The following is a 19,853-nucleotide window of genomic DNA, read 5'->3' on the forward strand; positions in this document are numbered from 1 at the left end:
GCCCGCAACCCCGCCGCCACGCGCGCCACCACCTCCTGCGCCGACTCCACCCCGCCAAACCGATGCCAAGCGAAATCCGCAACCCAGGCATCGACCGCCGCACGCGGAATGTCGGCCCAGCGCCGCCCTTCATGGCAGCCGAAATCCATCTCGTCGAAGCGAGCGTCGATCTGCGGCACTAGGTCGGGCCGCAGCGCATGCAGCGCGTCGGCAAGCTGGCGCGCGCGCAGCCGCGACGACACGCGCACCGGCAGGCCCGGCGGCACGAAGTCAGCCAGCGCCTGCGCGGCGACCTGCGTGGCGACGGGATCGGCGGGCACATCGAGCCGGCCGTAGCACAGCCCGGGCTCGACCCGCGGCCGGGCGTGGCGCGCGAGGATCAGGCGGCCGGTCATCGCGCCGACCTCATGGCGCCATCGCTCATCGCGCCGGCCTCACAGCGCGAGCAGCAGGCCGAGCAGGAAGGCCTGCTCGCAGACCTGCTGAGTGGCGCCGAGCGCGTCGCCGGTAAAGCCTTGCAGCCGGCGCGCGAGCAGGCGCCACATCCAGCCGAGGGCCAGCAGCGCGCCGGCCGTGGCGGCGGCCCATGCAAGCGCTGGCGCGGCGGTGAACCGGCTGGCGAGTCCGGCGGCAAGCGCCAGCGCGGCCAGCATCCACGCGGCGCCGGTGGCGAGCGCGCCGCTGCCGATGCGATCGGCCAGCGGCTTGGACTTGCTGCGCGCCGTGTCGCCCACATGCGGCAGCGTGCGGATGAGCACGAGCGGCAGCCCGCGCGACACGACCTGCGCGGCGAACAGCCCGAGCGCCGCGAGCCGCGCATCGACCTGCGCCAGCAGCGCGAGCTGGCCGAGCCGCAGCGCCGTCGCCAGCACCAGCGCGACCGCGCCAAAGCTGCCGATGCGCGAGTCTTTCATGATGTCCAGCGCGCGCTCGCGGTCGGCGCTGCCGCCCAGGCCGTCGGCCAGATCGGCCAGGCCGTCCTCGTGGAAGGCACCGGTCAGCAGCACGCCGAGCAGCGTGGCGAGCGCGGCCGCGACGAAGGCGGCGCCCGGTCGCGCCGGCAGCAGCGCGAGCGCCGCCCACAGCGCGCCGCCGGTGAGCGCGCCGATCAGCCAGCCCACGCCGGGAAAGTGCCCGGCGCTGGCGCGCAGCAGTTCGGGGCTGAAGCCGACCCAGGCGGCAAGCCGGCCGGTGACCGGGATGCGCGTGAAGAACTGGAGCGCGAGCAGGTAGCGGCGGAGGCAGTCGGCCACGGTGCGCGCTCAGGCGGTGCGGTCGGCGGCGTTCGCTCCGACGGGCGCGGCGGCGGCCTCGGCAGCGGGCGCCGCATCCGCCTGCGCCACGCCGGCCGACGCGAAGCTGGCCATCTCCGCCAGCAGCGTGCAGGCCGACACCAGCAGCGGCCAGGCCAGCGCCGCGCCCGAGCCTTCGCCGAGGCGCAGGCCGAGATCGAGCAGCGGTTCGGCGCCGAGCGCGTCGAGCATCAGGCCGTGGCCGCGCTCGCCCGAGCGGTGCGCGAACACGCAGCGTTGCAGCACGCTCGGCGCGAGACGCGCCGCGACCAGCACGGCAGCGCCGGTGATGAAGCCATCCACCACGATCACGCGGCGCTCGGTGGCGGCCTGGAGCACTACGCCGGTGAGCGTGGCGATCTCGAAGCCGCCGAGCGCGGCGAGCGCGTCGAGCGGCGCGGTGGCGTCGGCATGGCGCACGAGCACGGCGCGCAGCACCTCGGTCTTGCGCGCGATGCCGGCGGCGTCGAGGCCGGTGCCGGCGCCGGTGCAATCGGCGATGTCGTGGCCGGCGAGCCGCGCGAGCAGCAGCGCGGCGGCCGAGGTGTTGCCGATGCCCATCTCGCCGAGCAGCAGCGCATTGCCGGGCAGCGCGCGCACCAGATCGCGGCCGTTGCCGAGCGCGGCGGCGCATTGCGCGGCGGTCATCGCGGGCTGGTCGAAGGCGTCGGCGGTGCCGGCGGCCGGCTTGCACACGACCAGGCCCGGGCGCGGCGCGAAGTCGTGGCGCACGCCGCAGTCGGCCACGGTCAGCGCGATGCCGTGCTGGCGCGCGAGCACGCTGACGGCCGCGCCGCCGGCGAGGAAGTTCTCGACCATCTGCCAGGTCACGTCGCTGGGATAGGCCGAGACGCCGCGCGCCGCCAGCCCGTGGTCGGCGGCGCAGACCAGCAGTTGCGGCGCGACCAGCCGCGGGTACGCGCTGCCGAGGATGAGCCCGATGCGCAGCGCCAGCGCCTCGATGCGGCCGAGCGCGCCGAGCGGCTTGGTGAGCTGGTCGAGGCGCTCGCGCAGGCGGCTGTCGAGCAGCGGGTCGTGCAGGTCGGGGATGGGCGGGAGGTCGGGTGTCATGGGCGGATGAGCTGGTCGAGCAGGCCGGGAGCGGCATGGCGTTCGAGGAAGTCGGCGAGGCCGTCGAACACGGCGTCGAGCGTGGGCGCGCTGGCGCCGAACAGCGCGCGCAGCACGGCGGCGTCCTCGAACAGGCCGTGGACATAGCAGCCGAGCACATTGCCGCGCGCGTTCTGCCAGGCGAGGCCGGGGATGACTTCGCGCGCGTCGGGGCCGGTGGCGCGGGTGTGGCCGTGGTGGATTTCGTAGCCGTCTGCGTCGAGATCGGCGAGCGCGGCCCACGGCCCGGCGGCGAGCGCGCCGAAGCGCACGCGGGCACGGCGCACGGTCTTGTCGCGCGCGAAGACGGTGGCGAGCGGCAGCAGGCCGAGGCCCGCGACGGGTGCGGCGGCGGCGCCGGGCGCGGGCGCCGGGTCCGCGCCATCCACGCCGAGCGGGTCGTGCAGCGTCGCGCCCAGCATCTGCAAGCCGCCGCAGATGCCGAGCACCGCGCCGCCGGCGGCCGCGTGGCGCGCGATGGCCGCGTCCAGCCCCTGCGCGCGCAGCCAGGCCAGATCGGCCGTCGTGGCCTTGGAGCCGGGCAGCACGATCCAGTCGGCGCCGGCCAGTTCGGCGGGGCGGCGCGCCCACACCAGACGCAGGCCGGGCAGGTTCTTGAGCGGCTGGAATTCGTCGAGATTGCTGATGCGCGGCCAGGCGATGACGGCGACGGTCAGGCGCACGTCGCCGCTCGCGTGGGCGCGGTCGTCGAACACGCCGTCCTCCTCGGGCAGGCCGTGCTCGCGCCACATCGGCAGCGTGGCGACGGTGGCGATGCCGGTCAGTTCGCGCAGCATGTCGGGCGCGGGCGCGAGCAGGCTGGCATCGCCGCGAAACCGGTTGAGCACGAAGCCGGCGATGCGCGCGCGGTCGGCTTCGGGCAGCAGCGCCCAGGTGCCGTACAGGTGCGCAAAGGCGCCGCCGCGGTCGATGTCGGTGACGAGCAGGCAGCGCGCATCGGCATGGCGGGCGACGCGCAGGTTGACGACGTCGCTCGCCATCAGGTTGATCTCGGCCGGCGAGCCGGCGCCTTCGATCACGACCACGTCGTTGTCGGCGCGCAGCGCGTCGAGCGCGTCAGCGAGCTGGGGCCAGACGCGCTCCGAGCGGCCGCGCCACGGCAGCGCCGACAGCTCGGCACTGGCGCGGCCCATGAGCACGACCTGGCTGCGCGTGTCGGCCTCGGGCTTGAGCAGCAGCGGGTTCATGCGCACGTCGGGCCGGGCGCGCGCGGCGAGTGCCTGGAAGTACTGGGCCGAGCCGATCTCGCCTTCGCCGCCGTCGGGGCCGGCGACCACGCGCGCGTTGTTGCTCATGTTCTGCGCCTTGAACGGCGCGACGCGCAGGCCGCGCCGCGCGTAATGGCGGCACAGCGCGGTGGCGAGCCAGCTCTTGCCGGCGCCGCTGGTGGTGCCGAGCACCATCACGCAGGTGGCGGTCATGGTCGGGCTTTCTGGAGTGGGCGCCAGGCGCGCGCAAGCGCGTCCTGCGAGGCCGGCGCCAGCACGCCCAGGCGCACATGGCCGGGCAGGCCGAAGGAGGCGGTGTCGCGCAGGCGCACGCCGTGGGCGGCAAGCGCTGCCGGGTCGGGCGCGCGGTCGGGCCGGGCGCAGAAGAAGTTGGCGCAGCTCGGCAACACGGTCCAGCCCAGCTCGCGGCAGAGCTGGCGCTGGCGTGCGCGCCAGTCGGCGAGCAGACGCAGGCTGCGCGCGAGCCAGGCCTGGGTCTCGGGCCGGGTCCAGGCGCTGAGCAGCGCGACGCCGTCGGCGCCGAGCGGCCAGGACGGCGCGAGTGCGTCGAGCGCCGCGAGATCGGCCGGATCGGCGGCGCGCGGCGCGACCACGTAGGCGGCGCGCACGCCGGTCAGGCCGAGTGCCTTGTTCGGCGTCCACAGCTGCCAGCCGTGCGGGTCGCGTGGCGCGTCGGGCGGGTCGAGCCGCAGCGGCGCATAGGCGCAGTCGAGCATGTCGATGCGGTCGGCGCGGGCGCTGGCGGCCAGTACCGGCAGCGCCGGTTCGGGCTGGCCGAGCGGGCTCGACGGCTCGCAGGCCCAGGTGAGCGCGGCGCGCGCCGGCTCGGCGGTGAGCGCGAGGCCGTGGGCGCGCGCGGCATGGGCGTAGTCGCCGTAGGCATGGGGCGGCAGCCACACGGCAGGTGCATCGGCGCCCTGCCCGGCCGCTCGGCGCGCGACATGGGCGCTGATGCGCTGGATGAATTCGCTGGCGCTGGCGGCGATGAGGATGCGGTCGGGCGCGACGCGGTGCCGCGCGGCGAGCGCGGCGCGCAGCGCGGTATGGGCCGGATCGGGATAGCGCGCGAAGTCGGCGCGGCGGATGGCGTCGAGCGCCGTCGGACAGGGGCCGCAGGCGTTGGCGTTGGTCGAGAAGTCGTGCGGCAGCGGGCCGGCTGCGTCGGGGCCGCCGTGGCTGCGCGCGGGCGGGCCCGGCGCGGCGTTGGGCTGGCTGCGGTCAGGCATGGTCGGCCAGCCCTTGCAGCAGCGCGCCGAGCGCAAGGCCCGCGCCGGCCAGCGGCGGCAGCGTCAGCAGCACGCGCCCGGCCAGGCGGCAGGCGCGCGCGATGTCGGCCGGCGCCGGCGCGCGCCCGGCCGGGTTGAGCATGTAGACGCCGGGCTTGCCGAGCCGCAGGCCGAGCGCCAGCGCCATCGCGCCCATCGGCCAGCCGCCGTTGGGCGAGGGCGTGACGCGGGCTTGGCGGGCCAGTTCTGCATGGCGCGGGCGGGCCGCTGCCGGTGCCACCGCGCAGAGCAGCGCCGCCGTCAGCCGCGCCGGCAGCCAAGACGCCGCATCGTCGGCGCGTGCGGCCCATTTGCCGGCCCAGGTCCAGTCGCGGCCGTGGCGCGCGCCGCGATAGCCCCACATGGCGTCGGCAGTGTTGGCATAGCGGTAGAGCGCGGCGCCCGGCAGGCCGGCGACGCAGAACCAGAACAGCGGCGCGACGACCGAATCGTTGAGGTTCTCGGCCAGCGTCTCGATGGCGGCTTCGCGCACGGCGGCGTCGTCGAGCGTGGCGACATCGCGGCTGACGAGCCGGGCCAGCCGCGCGCGGCCGGCGTCAGGCGAAGTGGCGAGCGCGGCTTCGACCGCGAGCACCTCGTCGCGCAGCATGGCCCAGGCGAGCATCGGCTTGAGCAGCAGGCCGAGGCCGAGGACGGCGAGCGGCGCGGCCAGCGCGAACAGTGCGCGCTCGGCGACGACGGCCAGCGCGGTGACGGCGATGGCGCCGAGGCTCCACGCGAGTGCGCCGGCGAAGAAGCGTGGCCAGTCGGCGGCGGCGGGCTGCGCGACTTCAGCAGCGGCGTCGGCAGCTCCGGCAACGGGCGGCGCGCCGGAAACCACCGCCGGCGCAATCCACCGCCCGGCCCAGCCCAGCCAGCGCCCCATCGCCACCACCGGATGCAGCCGCGCCGGCGGCTCGCCGAGCCAGCCGTCCACCGCCAGCGCGACGCAGAGCGCAAGCCAGGGCGTCATCGCCGCCTCAATCCTCGATGCCGCGCTGCGCCGGGATGCCGGCGTCGAAGGCGTGCTTCACCTTCGTCATCTCGGTCACGGTATCGGCGAGCGCGACGATCTCGGGCGGGCAGCGCCGGCCGGTCAGGCACACGCTCACATGCGCGGGCCGGTTGCGCAGCGTGTCGAGCACCTCGTCGAGCGGCAGCCAGCCGTAGATGAGCGGATAGGTGATCTCGTCGAGCACCACGAGAAACAGCTCGCCGCCGAGGATGCTGTCGCGCGCCTTGGCCCAGCCGTCGCGCGCGAGTTGCGCCGAATGCTCCAGGTCGTGGCTCTTCCAGCTGAAGCCGTCGCCCAGCCCCTCCACCGGCAGGCCGATGCGCTCGAACATGCGGTGCTCGCCGAAACGCGCGCTCGGCACCTTCATGAACTGCCAGACCTTGACCGCCTTGCCGCGCCCGAAGGCGCGCAGCGCGAGGCCGAAGGCGGCCGTGCTCTTGCCCTTGCCGTCGCCGGTGTTGACGATGACCAGCCCGCGCCGCTCGGCACGCTCGGGTTCGCGGGGCTTGTCGGTGGGCGGGGTTTCGATCTGCATGGCGATTGCCTCGGGGCGATGCGGTTGAAAGGGCTCAGGGCAGCGGCAGCGCGACGCGCCGGCCGTCGACGGTGCGGATCGCGATGCGCTGCGCGAACACCGCCTCCAGCGCGCGATGCGTGGCGGCGTCGGCGCAGGCGCCGCGATGCACGACGCGGCCGGCGTCGATCAGCACCAGGTCGTCGGCCTGGAGGGCGAAGGTGATCTCGTGCAGCACGCTCACCACGGTGCGGCCGGCGGCCACCAGCTCGCGCACGAGGCGCAGCCAGTCGGCCTGATGCGGCGGGTCGAGGTTGGCGAGCGGTTCGTCCATCAGCAGCACCTCGGCCTCGACCGCCAGCGCGCGCGCCAGCAGCACGCGCTGGCGTTCGCCGCCCGACAGCTGGCCGAGCGGCCGGTCGCGCCAGTCCCAGGCTTGGGTGGCGCGCAGCGCGCGTTCGGCTGCCGCGTGGTCGGCCGGGCCGGGCGGCGCGAGCCAGCCCTGATGCGGCAGCCGGCCGAGCAGCGCCACATCCAGCGCCGTGAGGTCGGGCGCGCCGGCCTCGTTCTGGCCCAGCCACGACAGCCGGCGCGCGCGGCTGCGGCGGTCGAGCCGGTCGAGCGGATCGCCGTGCAGCAGCACCGTGCCGGTATGCGGCAGCAGCCCGGCGAGCGCGCGCAGCAGCGTGCTCTTGCCGGCGCCGTTGGGCCCGGCGATGGCGGTCCAGCGGCCGGCGGCCAGCTTCAGGTCGATGCCGTGCAGCACCTGGGCGCGGCCGAGCCGGGCGCCGAGCGCGCGCGCTTCGAGCGCCGGGCCGGCGGCCGTTCCGGCCGGCACGCTGGCCGTGCCTGCGAGCGGCGCGGTCATTCGCGCAGCCCCGCGCCGCGATGCATGAGCCACAGCAGATAGCCGCCGCCCAGCACCGCCGTGAGGATGCCGACCGGCAGCTCCTGCGGCGCGACCAGCAGCCGCGCCAGCAGATCGGCCGCCAGCAGCAGCGCGCCGCCGGTGATGGCCGACAGCGCCAGCAGCGGCGCATGCGTGGTCTTGATGCGCGCGCGCACCAGATGCGGCGCCGCCAGCCCGACGAAGGCGATGAGCCCGGTCTGGGCCACGGCCGCGCCGGTCGCCAGCGCCAGCGTGGCCACCAGCGCGGCGCGCATCGGCGCAAGCGGCAGGCCCAGGCTGGCGGCCGTGGCCTCGCCGAGCGCCAGCCCATCGAGCAGGCGCGCGAGCGCGAGCGCCACGCCCAGCGTGAGCGCCAGCGCGCCGGCCATCACGCCGCAGGCGGCCCAGCCGACAAAGCCCGTGGAGCCGAGCATGAAGGCCTGCATCGCCTGAAGAATCTCGGGCGACAGCAGGCTGATGAGCGAGCTGCATGCGCCCAGCACCACGCCGACGATCACGCCGGCCAGCAGCAGCCGCAGCCGGTGCTGCACGCCGCCCGCCAGCGCCAGCGTCAGCAGCACCGCGAGCGTGGCGCCGGCAAAGGCCGCGCCGGTCAGGCCCAGGCGTGCCAGCCATTGCACCGTCATCGGGCTGCCGCCGAACAGCGCCAGCGCCGTCGCCACGCCGAGCGACGCACCCGACGCGCTGCCGAGCAGATAGGGATCGGCAAGCGGATTGCGGAACAGCCCCTGCGCGATCGCGCCGGCCAGCCCGAGCAGCGCGCCGGCCAGCCAGCTGCCGAGCGAACGCGGCAGCCGGATGTCGAGCACGATGCGGCGCGCAAAGTCGTCGTCGAGCGCGCGCCAGGCCGCCTCGAAGCCGGTGCTGCCGATGCTGGCGCCAAGCGCGATCAGCAGCAGCCCCGCGACGAGGCCGACGCCGCCAAGCCGCGCTGCGCGACGCTGGCGCGGCATGCCGGCGCTCACGGCTGCGCGCTCCGCGTCACGCCGGGCGCCTTGGCGGCGAGGCAGTCGGCCATGATCCGCGCCGCCTCGGGCAGGCGCGGGCCGGGATGGACCAGCGCATCCGAAGCCTCGGGCGCGAACACGCAGACCCGCCCTTCGCGCAGCGCGCGGATGCCGGCCCAGCCGGGCCGGTCGGCCATGCCGGTGTGATTGCGGTCGCCGACCATGATGACTTCGGGATCGGCGCGCACCACGTATTCGGGATTGAGCTTGGGGAAAGGGCCGAGCTCGGCCGGCACGATGTTGACCGCGCCGAGCCGCGCCAGCGTCTCGCCGATGAAGGAGCTGGCGCCGGCCGCATAGGGCGCGCGGTTCACCTCGAAATACACGCGCGCGCCGCGCACGCCGGCCGGCAGCGTGGCGGCGATGGCGGCGAGCTCGCCGTCGATGCGCTGCCACAGGCGCGCGCCGTCGGCGGCCGGCAACCCGAGCGCCGCTGCCAGCTTGCCGATCACGCGCTGCACATCGGCCTGACTGCGCGGCTCCAGCGCCAGCACCGGTACGCCGAGCGCGCGCAGCCGATCGCTGGCGCGCGACGAGGTGGCGGCGAGCACCAGATCGGGCCGCAGCGCGACGATGGCCTCGATGTTGGGATCGAGCCCGCCGCCCACGCGCGGCAGCGCGGCGACCGTGGCGGCCGGCCAGCTTGAGTAGCGGTCGACGCCGACCAGCCGCGCGCACTGGCCGAGCGCGCAGACCGTCTCGGTGAGCGAGGGCAGCAGGCTGACCACGCGGCGCGGCGCGGCCGGCAGGCTCAGGCGGCTGCCGGCGTCGTCGGTCAGCTCGATGGCGGTGGCACTGGCGCCAGCGCGGGCGCCGGGCGCGGCGTCGGCGGCGCGCGCAAACGGCGCGGCAGCGGCCAGCGCCAGCGCCAGCGCCAGCAGCGCGACCCGGCCGAGCCTGCTCACCGCGCCTCCTTGAGCGTGAGCGGCAGGCCGGCGGCCATCAGCGTCACGCGGGCGCAGGCGGCGGCCACGCGCTGGTTGAGCAGCCCGAGCGCATCGACAAAGGCGCGGGTCTCGCGGCCGAGCGGAATCACGCCGAGGCCGATCTCGTTGCCGACCAGCAGCACCGGCGCGCGCGCCGCGCCGAGCGCATCGAGCAGCGCGGCGATTTCCGGCGCCGGATCGGCGGGCTCGGATGGCGCTGCCGGCAGCAGCAGATTGGCGAGCCAGAGCGTGAGGCAGTCGACCACCACCAGCCGGCCCGGGCGCGATTCGGCGGCCAGCGTCGCGCCGAGTTGCAGCGGCGCCTCGACCGTGACCATGCGCGGCAGCCGGGCTGCGCGGTCGGCGCGATGGCGCTCGATGCGGGCACGCATCTCGTCGTCGCCGGCGCGCGCGGTGGCGATGAAGCAGGCCTCGCGCGCCGGCGCCGCCGCCAGCCAGCGCTCGGCCAGCTGCTCGGCGCGGCGCGACTTGCCGCTCTTCTGGCCGCCCAGGATCAGTTCGGTGCTGGCGATGTCGGTCATGACGCGCGCGGCAGAAAGAGCGCCGCCGTGGCCTCGGGCGAGGACGCGAAGCTCGGATGGAAGAAGCTCGCGGCGATGGCGCCGCGCCGGTAGACCGCCTCGCCGTGGCCGCTGCCGTGGCTCGGCTCGGTGCGCGCCACCGGCGCCAGCGGGCTCACCGCACGCGCGAAATGAAAGCTGTGGCCGCGCAGCTCGCGCCCGTCGAGCAGCAGGCGCTGCGGCCCGAGCCCGGCGAGCCGGCGCTGCATCGCCACCGCGCCCGGCAGCAGGCCCCACATCGCATGCGCGCTGCCATCGGCCAGGGTCAGGCTGTCGAACAGCAGCATCAGGCCGCCGCATTCGGCCCAGACCGGCCGGCCGGCCGCCACATGCGCCGCCAGGCTGGCGCGCAGCGAATGGTTGGCGGCCAGCCGCTCGGCATGCAGCTCGGGATAGCCGCCGGGCAGCCAGACCGCGTCGCAGGCCGGCAGCGCCGCATCGGCCAGCGGCGAGAAGAACACCAGCCGCGCGCCGAGCGCCTGGAGCGTGGCGAGATTGGCCGGATAGAGGAAGCAGCAGGCGGCATCGCGCGCGACGGCCACGGTGCGGCCGGCCAGCAGCGGCGGCACGGCCGGCCGGGCCGGCGGCGCGGCGAAGTCGACCGACCAGCGCCGCGCCAGTTCGGCCGGCGCGAGCTGGCCGAGCGGCGTGCGCGCGAGCGCATCGGCGGCGGCATCGATCCGGGCCGGCGCGTCGGCGAGTTCGTCGGCCACGGTCAGGCCCAGATGGCGCTCGGGCAGCACGTAGGCCTCGCCGCGCGGCAGGGCGCCGAGCCAGTCGCCGATGTCACTCAGGCCGTCGCGCAGCATGTCGGCATGGCGCGCGCCGGCCACGCGATTGGCCAGCACGCCGGCCCAGGGCAGCCCGGGCCGGTAATGGCGCAGGCCGTGCACCAGCGCGCCGAAGGTGCCGGCCATCGCGCTGGCGTCGATCACCGCCAGCACCGGCAGGCCGAAGCGCGCGGCCAGATCGGCCGCCGACGGCTCGCCGTCGAACAGGCCCATCACGCCTTCGACCAGGATCAGGTCGGATTCGCCGGCGGCCGCATGCAGCCGGGTCGCGCATTGCTCCGCGCCGTCGATCCACAGATCGAGCTGGTGCGTGGTGCGGCCGCTGGCCAGCGTGTGCCAGAGCGGATCGAGGAAATCGGGCCCGACCTTGAACACGCTGACCCGGCGGCCGGCGCGCGCATGCAGCCGCGCCAGCGCCGCCACCGCCGTGGTCTTGCCCTGGCCCGAGGCCGGCGCGGCGACCAGCAGCGCCGGGCAGCGCGCGACGGCCGGCGTAGCCGTCACCTGGGCGCCCAGGTCAGGCCGGCATAAAGCAGCCGGCCGCCGGTCGCATAGCCAAGCGCGGTCTCGTAGGCCTTGTCGGCGAGGTTGTCGGCGCGCAGCAGCAGCGACAGCTCGCGCGTGAGCGCGGTGCGCGCATGCAGCCCGAGCAGCGCATAGCCGCCCAGCGCCTGGCGGTTGGCGGCATCGTCCCAGCGCTTGCCCGAGGCTTGCACGCTGGCGCCGAGCGTCCAGTCGGCGAACCGGGTATCGGCCGCGACATTGCCGTGCAAGCGCGCGCGCCGGCGCAGCAGCAGGCCGGTGTCGCTGTCGCGCGGCAGCTGCCAGTCGAGCGAGCCGGTCAGGTTCAGCTCGGCCAGCCGGGTTGCGCCGCTCAGCGTCGCGCCCTCGACCTCGGCGCGCGCGGTGTTGGCATAGCAGCCGAATTCGGATGCGCAACTGCCGCTGCCGACGAAGGCGATGAGATTGCTCAGCCGGTTGCGGTAGGCCACCAGCCCGATCTCGTCGCTGCCGCGCCGATGGCGCAGGCCCAGCTCCAGATTGCGGCTGACTTCGGGCCGCAGGCTGGCATCGCCGTATTCGCTGAAGCGCTGATAAAGCGTCGGCGCGCGAAATGCCGTGCCGAATGAAGCGCTCGCGCGCCAATTGGCCGCGAATGAATTGGCATAGGCAATTGCGCCATTGGTCTTGGCGCCGAATTCGCTGTCGTCATCGCGCCGCGCATTGAGTTGCAGCACATGCGCGCCTTCGCTGTAGCCATAGCCGGCAATCGCCGCATTCTGGCTCCGGTCATTGCGGCTGGGCGAAATGCTGGAATTGTCGAGCTGATCCTCGCGGCGTTCCAGCGCGAAATTGGCGCGCTGCGCGCCCGATTGCCAGGCATTGTCGAGCAGGTAATTGCGCAGCCGGGTTTCGGTCGAATAGACCGACGGCGCGGTTTGATAGCGGCTGTGGCTTTCGCTGGCGCTGGCATGGGTGCTCCAGCCGTCGGCCCAGCGCGCGCTCCAGTCGAGGCCGGTAGTGAGCAGGCGCTGGCGCGAGCGATCGTCGGCCGTGCGCGAGCTGTCGTACTGGGCGTCGAGGCTGTTCCAGAGCAGGCTCGCTTCCAGCCGCTGGCCGGCGGCCGGGCGCAGGCCCACGCGGGCATTGGCCGAGCTGCTCCAGGCGCCGTCGCGGTCGGGATTGGCGCGCGCGCCGCTGCGGGCGCTGAAGCCTTCGCTGGTGCTGCGGCCGAGGCCGGCGGCCCAGTCGAGCAGCTCGCCGCCCTGTCTGGCCGAGGCCTCGACGCGCGCACTGTCGTGGTTGCCCACGCCGGCCGTCAACACCGGCGCGAACGCGCCTTCGCCCCGCCGGGTGAAGATCTGGATCACGCCAGCGATGGCGTCCGAGCCGTAGATGGCGGCGGCCGGGCCGCGCAGCACCTCGATGCGCTCGATGCGCGCCAGCGGGATCGACTCCCAGTTGGCGCCGCCGGTCGATTGCGAATCGATGCGCACGCCGTCCACGAACACGGCGGTAAAGCGCGATTCGCCGCCGCGCACGAACACGCTGGTGGTCGCGCCCGGCCCGCCGTTGCGCGCGATCTCGATGCCCGGCACGCGTGCCAGCAGATCGGCCACGGCGGCCGCGCCGCTGTTCTCGATGGTGGTCTGGTCGATGACCGTCATGTCGGCCACCACCTCGGCCAGCGGCTGGCTGGCGCGGCTGGCGGTCACCACCACCTCGGCGAGCCGGGCGGTCTGGGCCTGAACGGATTGGGAATGGGCGACGAACAGCGCGGCCAGCGCCGGAAGGGACGCAATTGCGCGCCCGCAAGGGAATGTCATGGGAATAGCCAATTCGGATTGCCCTCACCGCCTTCCCCGACGGTGCATGAGCGCAATGGCACGCAATGGCGTGCCGCCTTGTTGGCCGGTATCCGGGCTGGCAAATGCAACCCTCGCCGCCTTCCCACCGGCAAATTGCCGGCAGTGGCGTGTGGACGAGAGCTAAGACTGGGCTTGTTTGCCTACCGTTGCGGGGGCAGCTAGGTTGAAGCCGGAATTGCCGGCTTTCCTGATTCCCGTTTAACTTGCAATCGCGAGCGAATTGCAGAGCACCAACGGCGGCGAGGATACCGCAGTTGGCGCAATTGAGGCGCCCCGGCAATTGCGCAACGGAAAATGCCGCGCCAATTGGCGCCGGCAATTGATGCAGCCCGGCGGCCTCAGGCGGCGCGCACGCGCGGGCTGGCGGCGGGCGCCTCGTCGGCCGGCTGGAGCAGACGCATCACGATCTCGGCCACGCTGCGCACATGGGCCTCGGCGGCCTCCTGCGCGGCCGGCGCGTCGCCGGCGCGGATGGCCGCGAGCAGCTTGTGCATCTCGGCCACCGCCGTCACGCCGCGCCCCGGCGTGGCGATGGTGATGGCGCGCAGCCGGTTGATGCGCGCATTGAGCGACTGGGCGATGCCCCAGGCCACGGTCTCGCCGCCGGCGGCAAACATCAGCTCGTAGAAGCGGCCGGTCTCGGCCAGCACCGCCGCATGGTCGCCGGTCGCGAAGGCGGCCTCGATGAGCATGATGGTCGCGCCGAGCCGGGCCACCACCTGGGCATCGGCCCGGCGCGCGCAGGCGGCGGCGGCATGGCCTTCGAGCAGCGCGCGGATCTCGTAGATCTGGCGCGTGGTGTCGGTATCGATGGTGGCGACCACCGGCCCGTGATTGGGCAGCGACTCGACCAGCCCCTCGGTTTCAAGGTGGCGCAGCACCTCGCGCACGATGGTGCGGCTCACGCCCAGCTCGTCGCAGAGCGTGCGCTCCACCAGCCGCTCGCCGGCCTTGAAGTACTCGTCGAGGATGGCCGCACGCATCTTTTCGAGCGTGAGTTCGCGCAGCGTCTTCTTGCTGCGGTCGATCTTCAGTGAGCCGACGGCCCTGGTCATCCGGTTCTCCCTGTTGTGGTCTGGCAAGTCAGATTCCGCCGAAGCAAAGGTACTTGATCTCCAGGTAGTCCTCGATGCCGGCGCGGCCGCCTTCGCGCCCGAGGCCCGACTGCTTGATGCCGCCGAACGGCGCCACTTCGCTGGAGATGAGGCCGGTGTTGATGCCGACCATGCCGGTTTCGAGCGCCTCGGCGACGCGGAAGGCGCGGCCGATGTCGCGCGTGAAGAAATAGCCGGCCAGCCCGCTGTCGCTGGCATTGGCCAGGGCCAGCGCCTCGGCCTCGCTGTCAAACCGGAACACCGGCGCGACCGGGCCGAAGGTTTCCTCGCGCGCGATGCGCATCGCCGGCGTGACGCCGGCCAGCACCGTGGGCGCATAGAAGTTGGGGCCGGCCGCATGGCGCATGCCGCCGGTAACCACGCGGGCGCCGAGCGCGACCGCATCGGCCACATGGGCCTCGACCTTGGCCACGGCGCGCGCATCGATGAGCGGGCCTTGCGTGGTGCCGTCGGCATCGCCGGCGCCGACCTGGAGCGCGGCGGCGCGTTCGGCAAGCCTTTGCACGAATGCATCGTGAATGCCGGCCTGCACGATGAAGCGGTTGGCGCAGACGCAGGTCTGGCCCGAGTTGCGGTACTTGGCTGCCATCGCGCCATCGACTGCCGCGTCGAGGTCGGCATCGTCGAACACGATGAAGGGCGCATGGCCGCCGAGCTCCATGCTCACCTTTTTGACCGTGTCGGCGCATTGCGCGAGCAGCAGCTTGCCGACGCCGGTCGAGCCGGTGAAGGTGAGCTTGCGCACCGCCGGGCTGGCGGTGAGCGCGGCGCCGATGACCGGCGCATCGCCGGTGAGCACGTTGAACACGCCACGCGGAATGCCGGCGCGCTGGGCCAGCTCGGCCAGCGCCAGCGCCGACAGCGGCGTGAGTTCGGCCGGCTTGAGCACCATCGTGCAGCCGGCCGCCAGCGCCGGCGCGAGCTTGCGGGCGATCATCGCGTTGGGGAAGTTCCAGGGCGTGATCGCGGCGACCACGCCGACCGGCTGGCGGATCGCCACCAGACGCTTGTCGGCGCTCGGCGCGGGAATGGTCTCGCCGTAGATGCGCCGGGCTTCCTCGGCAAACCAGCGCACATAGCCGGCGCCGTAGCGGATTTCGCCGCGCGCCTCGGCCAGCGGCTTGCCCTGCTCGGCCGTCAGGATGCGGGCCAGATCCTCGACATTGGCGATGAGCAGGTCGTGCAGCTTCATGAGCAGCGTGGCGCGCTCGTCGGCGGTGCGCGCGCGCCAGGCCGGCAATGCGCGTTCGGCGGCGGCGATGGCGGCCTGGGTTTCGGCTGTGCCGAGCCGGGGCACGCGTGCCACCCGCGTGCCGCGCGCCGGATCGATCACGTCGATGCGGTCGGCGCCGTCGAGCCATTCGCCATCGATGAGGCAGTGCTGGCGCAGCAGGGTCGGGTCGGAAAGCTGGAGCGAAGAAGTGTTGGGCATGAGGGTTTCGTGTTCAGGCGGCGGCATAGACCCGGGCTCGCGCCGGGTCCCATTCGATGCGCACATGGTCGCCGATGGCGGCGGCGGCTTCGGGGTTGTCGCCGAGCGGGCGGCGGATGGAGATTTCCTGCTCCCACGGCGTGACGACGGCGTAATGCAGGCTGTCGCCAAGGTAGCTCACGTCGCGCACCCGCACCTCGATGCCCGGGCCGTCGGTGCGGGCCGGCGCCGGCAGCACGCGGATGCGGTCGGGCCGCAGCATGAGCGTGGCGCTGGCGCCGCGCGCCATCGGCATGTGCAGCGGCACGCTGCCGGCGCGCAGGCCGTTGGGCAGCGCCAGCTCGGCCGCGCCGCCGGCGACCGCCTCGACCGTCACCGGCAGGAAGTTGGAATTGCCGAGGAAGCTCGCGACGAAGCGCGAGGCTGGCGCCTCGTACAGCGCGGCGCCGCTGTCGCACTGCTCGATGCGGCCCTTGCTGAACACCGCGATGCGGTCGGACAGCCGCAGCGCCTCTTCCTGGTCGTGGGTCACGTAGAGCACGGTCACGCCGGTCTCGCGGTGGATGCGGCGCAGTTCGTCCTGCAACTCCTCGCGCAGCTTCTTGTCGAGCGCCGACAGCGGCTCGTCCATCAGCAGCAGCGGCGGGTCGTAGGCCAGCGCGCGGGCGATCGCCACCCGCTGCTGCTGGCCGCCCGACAGCTGGGCCGGCATGCGGCCGCCCAGGTCGGCCAGATGCACCAGCGCCAGCATCTGCTGGACGCGGGCCTTGATCTCGGCCTCGGGCCGCTTGCGCACCCGTAGCGGGAAGGCCACGTTCTCGGCCACCGTCAGATGCGGGAACAGCGTGTAGCGCTGGAACACCATGCCGATGTTGCGCTGGTTGGGCGGCACCGCCAGCAGGTTGCGACCGTCGAGCGCCACGCTGCCCTCGGTCGGGTCCTGGAACCCGGCCACGATGTAGAGCGTGGTGCTCTTGCCCGAGCCGGACGGCCCGAGAAAGGTCATGAACTCGCCGCGCCGGATGTCGAGCGACAGGTGTTCGATCGCCACCGCGTCGCCATACGTCTTGCGCAGGCCGCGGATCGCGAGGAAGGGCGAAGCGTTATCGGAGGCCATCTTGTTTGCCTTTGCGGAGCACGACGGAAAGCAGCATGAGCACGAGGGTGAAGCCGATCAGCAGCGTGGACACGGCGGCGATCACCGGCGACAGGTCCTGGCGCAGCGAACTCCAGATGCGCACCGGCAGGGTTTCCATGCCGGGCGTGGCCATGAAGATCGACAGCACCACTTCGTCCCATGACGCCAGAAACGAGAACACGGCGGCCGAGAACAGCCCCGAGCGGATCGCCGGCAGCGTGACCCGCAGCCGGGTTTGCAGCCGGCTCGCGCCGCAGACCAGCGCCGCATCCTCCAGCGCGAAGTCGAAGCCTTCGAGCGCATTGCCGAGAGTGATGATGGAAAACGGCAGCGCCACCAGCAGATGGCCGATGACGAAGCCGAGCAGCGAACCGGTCAGCCCGATCCTGAGAAACACCGCATAGAGCGCCACCGCCAGCACCACCACCGGCAGCACCATCGGCGTGAGGAAGAAGGCGCGCAGCGCGGCGCGGCCGGCAAAGCTGCCGCGCACCAGCGCCAGCGCGGTCATGAAGCCGAGGCCCACCGACAGCACGGTGACGATGGCCGCCACCTTGAAGCTGTTGAACGCCGCAACGGCCCAGCCGCTGTCGGCAAACAGCTCCTCGTACCACTGGAGCGTCCAGCCCGGCGGCGGAAACACCAGCCATTGCGACGAGCCGAACGACAGCGCGCCGATGAAGACGATGGGCGTGAGCAGGAACAGGCCGGTGGCCAGGCCGATGGCGATCAGCGCGGTGCGCAGCGGCCAGCCCAGGCGGTCGAAGTCGAGCAGCATGTCAGCGCCCTCCCCTGCTGCCGGCGCCATCCACCAGCCGCAGTTGCAATGCGTAAAGGCCGAGCGTCACGGTCATCAGCACCACCGCGGCGGCACCGGCCAGACCCCAGTCGAGCAGCGACTGCACCAGCTGGGCGATCAGCTCGGCCAGCATCATGTGCGAGGTGCCGCCGAGCAGCGCCGGCGTGACGAAATAGCCGAGCGACATCACGAACACCATCAGCGCGCCGCTCGCGATGCCGGGCAGCGCCAGCGGCAGCAGCACGCGTGCAAAGGCTTGCCAGCGCGTCGCGCCGCAGATGGCCGCCGCGCGCAGGATCGAGGGATCGATGTTGCGCAGCGTGGTGTGCAGCGGCATGACCAGGAAGGGCAGCATGATGTAGCTCATGCCCACGGTCACGCCGACCAGGTTGTTGACCAGCGCCAGCGGCGTGTCGATCAGACCCAGCTGCATCAGCGTGCGGTTGATGAGGCCGGTGCGCTGCAGCAGGATCATCCAGGCATAGGTGCGCGCCAGCAGATTGGTCCACATCGACAGCAGCAGCACGCCGAACAGCAGCGCGCTCCAGCCGCGCGGCAGCAGCGCCAGCAGCCAGGCCACCGGAAAGCCGACCGCCACCGTGACCGCGGTGACGACCGCCGCCACGAGGAAGGTGTTGCCGAGCACGCGCAGATAGCTGCCGCCGGCGATCAGCTCGGCATAGTTCTGCACGCCGAGCTGCGGCTCGGTAAAGCTGCGCAGCAGCAGGCTGACGACCGGCAGCACGAAGAACAGCAGCAGCAGCAGCAGCGCGGGCATGACCCAGCGCAAGCCGGTCTTCGATTGCGCCGTCAGGCGCGGCAGGCTGGGTGCGGTCACGGGAGCGGGAAGGGTTTCGGTGGACATCGGGCGGGAAGGCGTGAGGCGGTTGGGCAGGCAGGCGCGCAGCAAGACGCGCGCCCGCGCGGGCCGGTGCTCGGGCGCGGCTTACTGCGCCTGCCAGGCGTACCAGCGCTTGGCGATCGCGTCGCGGTTCTCGGCCCAGTAGGCGAGGTTGAGATTGATCTGGCTGGCGGCGTACTGATCAGGCAGCAGCCGGGCGGCGGCCGGCGCCATCAGCGCCTTGGCGCCGGTGTTGATCGGCGCATAGGCGGTCTCGGTGGCGAAGCCGGCCTGGGCCTTGGCCGAGCTGGCCAGGGCCAGGAACTTCATCGCGGCGGCCTTGTGCCTGCTGCCCTTGGGCACGACCAGCATGTCGGCGGCGGTCAGGTTCTGCTCCCACGACACGCCGACATTGGCGCTGCCTTCCACCGCATGCACGCGGCCGTTCCAGAACATGCCGATCGGCGCCTCGCCCGAGGCCAGCAGCTGCTGCGATTGCGCGCCGCCGGTCCACCAGACGATCTGGCCCTTGATGCTGTCGAGCTTGCGGAAGGCGCGGTCGAGGTCGAGCGGATAGAGCTTGTCGGCCGGCACGCCGTCGGCCAGCAGCGCGATCTCGAGCACGCCGGGCGCCGACCATTTGTAGAGGGTGCGCTTGCCCGGCCAGGCCTTGGTGTCGAACAGGTCGGCCCAGCCGCGCGGCGTCGCGCTCTTGTAGGCGTCCTTGTTGAAGCCGAGCACGAACGAGTAGTAGAAGCTGCCGACCGCGTACTGCGAGCTGAAGCGCGGATCGAGCCCGTCCCTGGGCACGACCGCATAGTCGATCGGTTCGAGCAGGCCGTCCCGGGCGGCGCGGGCGGCGAAGTCGCCTTCCACATCGACCACGTCCCAGGCCACGTTGCCGCTTTCGACCATTGCCTTGAACTTGCCGTAGTCGGTCGGGCCGTCCTGCTTCACGGCCACGCCCGAGGTGGCGGCAAAGCTGTCGGCCCAGTGCTTCTTCTGCGCCGACTGCGTGCTGCCGCCCCAGCTGGTGAACACGATGCTTTCCTGGTCGGCAAATGCGGCGCCGAGGCCGAGCGCGGCCGCGATGCCGAGCGCGCCGGCGACGAGGGTCTTGCGGGAAACTGCCTTCATGGTCTGGGACTCCTGCTGCGATCGGTGGATGGATTGGCGGAAAGCGTCAGCCCAGCGGCGAGAACGGCGCGGGCTTGAGGATGCGGTTGTCGAGCGTCTCGATGAGCGCCTGGATGCGCGGTGCAAAGGCTTGCCAGGCCGGATCGGCGGCCAGCGCGGCACGCCGCGCCTCGCGCTCGTCGAGGCTGGCGTAGGCCCAGATGTGGACGATCTGGTTCTGCGGCCCGATGTCGGTATGGAAGTAGCCGACCAGCTGGCCGAGATGCTTCTTCTGCAGCTCGATGCCCTCCTCGCCCACCAGGCGCAGGTAGTCGGGCAGCGTGCCGGTGCGCAGCTGATAGGTGCGGATCTCGTAGAACAT

20 protein-coding genes and 1 riboswitch are annotated in these 19,853 nt (G+C 73.2%); all 20 genes read right to left on the reverse strand.

Annotation, left to right across the window (positions count from 1 at the left end; genetic code table 11):
• Window positions 1-395, reverse strand: a 395-nt coding sequence (locus B9P64_RS30630) for a histidine phosphatase family protein (protein WP_085315463.1), incomplete at its 3' end; no start/stop codon positions are given.
• 39 nt (window positions 396-434) lie between these two features.
• On the reverse strand, window positions 435-1,253 hold the full coding sequence (locus tag B9P64_RS30625) for an adenosylcobinamide-GDP ribazoletransferase (protein WP_085315462.1): 819 nt from the start codon (window positions 1,251-1,253) through the stop codon (window positions 435-437).
• A gap of 9 nt (window positions 1,254-1,262) precedes the next feature.
• On the reverse strand, window positions 1,263-2,363 hold the full coding sequence (cobT, locus tag B9P64_RS30620; RefSeq protein WP_085315461.1) for a nicotinate-nucleotide--dimethylbenzimidazole phosphoribosyltransferase: 1,101 nt from the start codon (window positions 2,361-2,363) through the stop codon (window positions 1,263-1,265).
• A complete protein-coding gene (locus B9P64_RS30615; protein ID WP_085315460.1) occupies window positions 2,360-3,844 on the reverse strand; it encodes a cobyric acid synthase in 1,485 nt (494 codons plus the stop codon). The genes cobT and B9P64_RS30615 overlap by 4 nt, the downstream gene beginning before the upstream one ends.
• Window positions 3,841-4,878 carry an aminotransferase class I/II-fold pyridoxal phosphate-dependent enzyme gene (locus B9P64_RS30610; RefSeq protein WP_085315476.1) on the reverse strand — a complete coding sequence of 346 codons (1,038 nt, stop codon included), beginning with the start codon at window positions 4,876-4,878 and terminating at the stop codon, window positions 3,841-3,843. The genes B9P64_RS30615 and B9P64_RS30610 overlap by 4 nt, the downstream gene beginning before the upstream one ends.
• Window positions 4,871-5,890 carry a CobD/CbiB family cobalamin biosynthesis protein gene (locus B9P64_RS30605; RefSeq protein WP_085315459.1) on the reverse strand — a complete coding sequence of 340 codons (1,020 nt, stop codon included), beginning with the start codon at window positions 5,888-5,890 and terminating at the stop codon, window positions 4,871-4,873. The genes B9P64_RS30610 and B9P64_RS30605 overlap by 8 nt, the downstream gene beginning before the upstream one ends.
• Before the next feature lie 7 nt (window positions 5,891-5,897).
• Window positions 5,898-6,467, reverse strand: coding sequence for a cob(I)yrinic acid a,c-diamide adenosyltransferase (cobO, locus tag B9P64_RS30600; RefSeq protein WP_085315458.1), 570 nt, complete (start codon window positions 6,465-6,467; stop codon window positions 5,898-5,900).
• A 34-nt stretch (window positions 6,468-6,501) separates the two neighbouring features.
• On the reverse strand, window positions 6,502-7,314 hold the full coding sequence (locus B9P64_RS30595; RefSeq protein ID WP_085315457.1) for an ABC transporter ATP-binding protein: 813 nt from the start codon (window positions 7,312-7,314) through the stop codon (window positions 6,502-6,504).
• A complete protein-coding gene (locus B9P64_RS30590; protein ID WP_085315475.1) occupies window positions 7,311-8,309 on the reverse strand; it encodes a FecCD family ABC transporter permease in 999 nt (332 codons plus the stop codon). Before B9P64_RS30590 ends, B9P64_RS30595 begins: the two co-directional genes overlap by 4 nt.
• 8 nt (window positions 8,310-8,317) lie before the next feature.
• Window positions 8,318-9,268, reverse strand: a complete 951-nt coding sequence (locus tag B9P64_RS30585) for an ABC transporter substrate-binding protein (RefSeq protein ID WP_085315456.1) — start codon at window positions 9,266-9,268, stop codon at window positions 8,318-8,320.
• Entirely contained in the window at window positions 9,265-9,831 is a 567-nt protein-coding gene (locus B9P64_RS30580; protein ID WP_085315455.1) for a bifunctional adenosylcobinamide kinase/adenosylcobinamide-phosphate guanylyltransferase, read from the reverse strand. The genes B9P64_RS30585 and B9P64_RS30580 overlap by 4 nt, the downstream gene beginning before the upstream one ends.
• Window positions 9,828-11,165: a cobyrinate a,c-diamide synthase gene (locus tag B9P64_RS30575; protein ID WP_235839911.1), complete on the reverse strand. Its 1,338-nt coding sequence runs from the start codon at window positions 11,163-11,165 to the stop codon at window positions 9,828-9,830. Before B9P64_RS30575 ends, B9P64_RS30580 begins: the two co-directional genes overlap by 4 nt.
• Complete coding sequence (locus B9P64_RS30570; RefSeq protein WP_085315454.1) at window positions 11,162-12,988, reverse strand: TonB-dependent receptor domain-containing protein; 1,827 nt, start codon at window positions 12,986-12,988, stop codon at window positions 11,162-11,164. The genes B9P64_RS30575 and B9P64_RS30570 overlap by 4 nt, the downstream gene beginning before the upstream one ends.
• Before the next feature lie 66 nt (window positions 12,989-13,054).
• A riboswitch (cobalamin riboswitch) is annotated at window positions 13,055-13,278 on the reverse strand.
• Between the two features lie 90 nt (window positions 13,279-13,368).
• Window positions 13,369-14,085: a GntR family transcriptional regulator gene (locus B9P64_RS30565; protein WP_085315453.1), complete on the reverse strand. Its 717-nt coding sequence runs from the start codon at window positions 14,083-14,085 to the stop codon at window positions 13,369-13,371.
• Between the two features lie 28 nt (window positions 14,086-14,113).
• On the reverse strand, window positions 14,114-15,577 hold the full coding sequence (locus tag B9P64_RS30560) for an NAD-dependent succinate-semialdehyde dehydrogenase (RefSeq protein WP_085315473.1): 1,464 nt from the start codon (window positions 15,575-15,577) through the stop codon (window positions 14,114-14,116).
• A gap of 13 nt (window positions 15,578-15,590) precedes the next feature.
• Entirely contained in the window at window positions 15,591-16,694 is a 1,104-nt protein-coding gene (locus B9P64_RS30555) for an ABC transporter ATP-binding protein (RefSeq protein WP_085315452.1), read from the reverse strand.
• Window positions 16,681-17,493 carry an ABC transporter permease gene (locus tag B9P64_RS30550; protein ID WP_085315451.1) on the reverse strand — a complete coding sequence of 271 codons (813 nt, stop codon included), beginning with the start codon at window positions 17,491-17,493 and terminating at the stop codon, window positions 16,681-16,683. The genes B9P64_RS30555 and B9P64_RS30550 overlap by 14 nt, the downstream gene beginning before the upstream one ends.
• 1 nt (window position 17,494) lies before the next feature.
• A complete protein-coding gene (locus B9P64_RS30545; RefSeq protein WP_235839915.1) occupies window positions 17,495-18,292 on the reverse strand; it encodes an ABC transporter permease in 798 nt (265 codons plus the stop codon).
• A gap of 168 nt (window positions 18,293-18,460) precedes the next feature.
• Window positions 18,461-19,492, reverse strand: a complete 1,032-nt coding sequence (locus B9P64_RS30540; RefSeq protein WP_085315449.1) for an ABC transporter substrate-binding protein — start codon at window positions 19,490-19,492, stop codon at window positions 18,461-18,463.
• A gap of 46 nt (window positions 19,493-19,538) precedes the next feature.
• Window positions 19,539-19,853 (reverse strand): NIPSNAP family protein, encoded by a 315-nt coding sequence (locus B9P64_RS30535; protein ID WP_085315448.1) that lies wholly within the window; start codon window positions 19,851-19,853, stop codon window positions 19,539-19,541.

Source organism: Derxia lacustris (assembly GCF_002105195.1).
Classification (GTDB): domain Bacteria; phylum Pseudomonadota; class Gammaproteobacteria; order Burkholderiales; family Burkholderiaceae_E; genus Derxia; species Derxia lacustris.

Coding starts and splice junctions, on each gene's coding strand:
- B9P64_RS30590 (WP_085315475.1), bottom strand. CDS start 8,309: ATGCCGCGCCAGCGTCGCGCAGCGCGGCTTGGCGGCGTCGGCCTCGTC.
- B9P64_RS30560 (WP_085315473.1), bottom strand. CDS start 15,577: ATGCCCAACACTTCTTCGCTCCAGCTTTCCGACCCGACCCTGCTGCGC.
- B9P64_RS30605 (WP_085315459.1), bottom strand. CDS start 5,890: ATGACGCCCTGGCTTGCGCTCTGCGTCGCGCTGGCGGTGGACGGCTGG.
- cobT (WP_085315461.1), bottom strand. CDS start 2,363: ATGACACCCGACCTCCCGCCCATCCCCGACCTGCACGACCCGCTGCTC.
- B9P64_RS30540 (WP_085315449.1), bottom strand. CDS start 19,492: ATGAAGGCAGTTTCCCGCAAGACCCTCGTCGCCGGCGCGCTCGGCATC.
- B9P64_RS30550 (WP_085315451.1), bottom strand. CDS start 17,493: ATGCTGCTCGACTTCGACCGCCTGGGCTGGCCGCTGCGCACCGCGCTG.
- B9P64_RS30565 (WP_085315453.1), bottom strand. CDS start 14,085: ATGACCAGGGCCGTCGGCTCACTGAAGATCGACCGCAGCAAGAAGACG.
- B9P64_RS30535 (WP_085315448.1), bottom strand. CDS start 19,853: ATGTTCTACGAGATCCGCACCTATCAGCTGCGCACCGGCACGCTGCCC.
- B9P64_RS30570 (WP_085315454.1), bottom strand. CDS start 12,988: ATGACATTCCCTTGCGGGCGCGCAATTGCGTCCCTTCCGGCGCTGGCC.
- B9P64_RS30555 (WP_085315452.1), bottom strand. CDS start 16,694: ATGGCCTCCGATAACGCTTCGCCCTTCCTCGCGATCCGCGGCCTGCGC.
- B9P64_RS30595 (WP_085315457.1), bottom strand. CDS start 7,314: ATGACCGCGCCGCTCGCAGGCACGGCCAGCGTGCCGGCCGGAACGGCC.
- cobO (WP_085315458.1), bottom strand. CDS start 6,467: ATGCAGATCGAAACCCCGCCCACCGACAAGCCCCGCGAACCCGAGCGT.
- B9P64_RS30615 (WP_085315460.1), bottom strand. CDS start 3,844: ATGACCGCCACCTGCGTGATGGTGCTCGGCACCACCAGCGGCGCCGGC.
- B9P64_RS30545 (WP_235839915.1), bottom strand. CDS start 18,292: ATGCCCGCGCTGCTGCTGCTGCTGCTGTTCTTCGTGCTGCCGGTCGTC.
- B9P64_RS30580 (WP_085315455.1), bottom strand. CDS start 9,831: ATGACCGACATCGCCAGCACCGAACTGATCCTGGGCGGCCAGAAGAGC.
- B9P64_RS30610 (WP_085315476.1), bottom strand. CDS start 4,878: ATGCCTGACCGCAGCCAGCCCAACGCCGCGCCGGGCCCGCCCGCGCGC.